This window comes from Endozoicomonas sp. ONNA1 (assembly GCF_024606325.1).
Classification (GTDB): Bacteria; Pseudomonadota; Gammaproteobacteria; order Pseudomonadales; family Endozoicomonadaceae; genus Endozoicomonas_A.
Genome location: NZ_JAHHPN010000496.1, coordinates 1 through 1,352, shown reverse-complemented (window position 1 = coordinate 1,352; position 1,352 = coordinate 1). Strand labels below are relative to the sequence as shown.

Genomic DNA, 1,352 nt, shown 5'->3' with positions numbered 1-1,352 from the left:
ATGCAGGGCAAAAATCAGCTCATGGACACTCCGCACCTGCTCAGCCTCCTCAGGGCTGAGAGCTTGAAGACAGGATTCCAGCAGATGACAGTCTGCCAGCCACGGACGAAACATTCCCGGAGATAGCTGCCCGTTATCAGCGGCTTGCATTGGCAGAATGATGCTCTTTATCCCGGACCGGAGGGTCTGTTTCAGCGCCGCGAACCGGTTGAACAGTTGCAGTAATTCTTCCTGCAATGGCATGATCTCAAGTGAATCGCTATGCCGCGCCAGACGCAAGAATGCCTGATAACCCTCCAACAGTGCTTCAGCCCCATGAATCAGACGATTGACGTTATCCGCAGTCTCAGTCAGTAGCTTTGATCGTTGTGGCGACATGCTTAATTTTATGGGGTTCGCCAAACAATCCAGTCCACTGCCGGGGGCAAACAATGCCAACAGGCGTGTATTTTGATTCGTGAGCCATTGGAAACCGCTGGCAACTTTATGAAATGTGCCTTCAGGGGGAGACAAATCATCCCGTGACGGGACAGCTTTTGCCAGCGGCACATCAGAAACAACAGAAGACAGGCTTCTGTGACTGGCCAGTTTTTCGGTAATGTCACCGGCCACAATGAAGGCACCGGATTTACTATTAAAGCGGGCGCAAGCCAGCGTGACTTGATGGACACCCTGAGCGATCACTGCCGTATACCTGCCACCTGCCAGCATTAAGGGCTTTTTCTCCTGTCTCATGAGGATCGCCACATGATCATTGAATCCTCCTTCTGCAATGACAAAACCACCTGCCCGCATCAGGAAACCGGGCTCAAGCAGCCATTCTTCGGCGTGTCGGGCCAGGACGATGGCTCCGTGTGGCATTATGTCTGACTCTTGTTTTTTGGCCAGCCAGATGGGCCCGGTGCAATAGCCTTCACTGACGGCCTCACCAATGATCAGACTGTCATCGGGTATAGGCATGGCAAAATCCATACCGCCAGAGAGTCGGGTTATGGGGCGTACCTGCAACAGGAACAGGCAACCCTGATGATCAATAGCAAACTCCACATCCACCGGGCAAAGCAACAGGTCTTCCAGCTTTGTCACCACATCCCTGAGTGCTGAAACCGTGTCATCACTGAGTCGATGACTGCCGTCGCCTGATCGGGGGTTCGCATCATCAATTCTTGTTTCCGAATAGCCGTTATTTTCGCTGTTTTTTTGGAGGATAAATTGATTTGAAACCGTTCCGGGAAAGTATTGCCAGCTTTCAGCGCCTTCTTTGCGAGCAATATCGATGCGGTGGGGCGTGTTGCCGGACTGTCCTGCCACTATGCCTCTGGGCTGACCGGGTGTGTACTCAATCCTGACAG

General features: G+C 52.7%; 1 protein-coding gene. It reads right to left on the bottom strand.

The genetic code is table 11. From position 1 onward, the window contains the following. Nucleotides 1-1,352: PEP/pyruvate-binding domain-containing protein (locus KDK19_RS11320; protein WP_257291988.1), on the bottom strand; the 1,352-nt coding region annotated here is incomplete at both ends.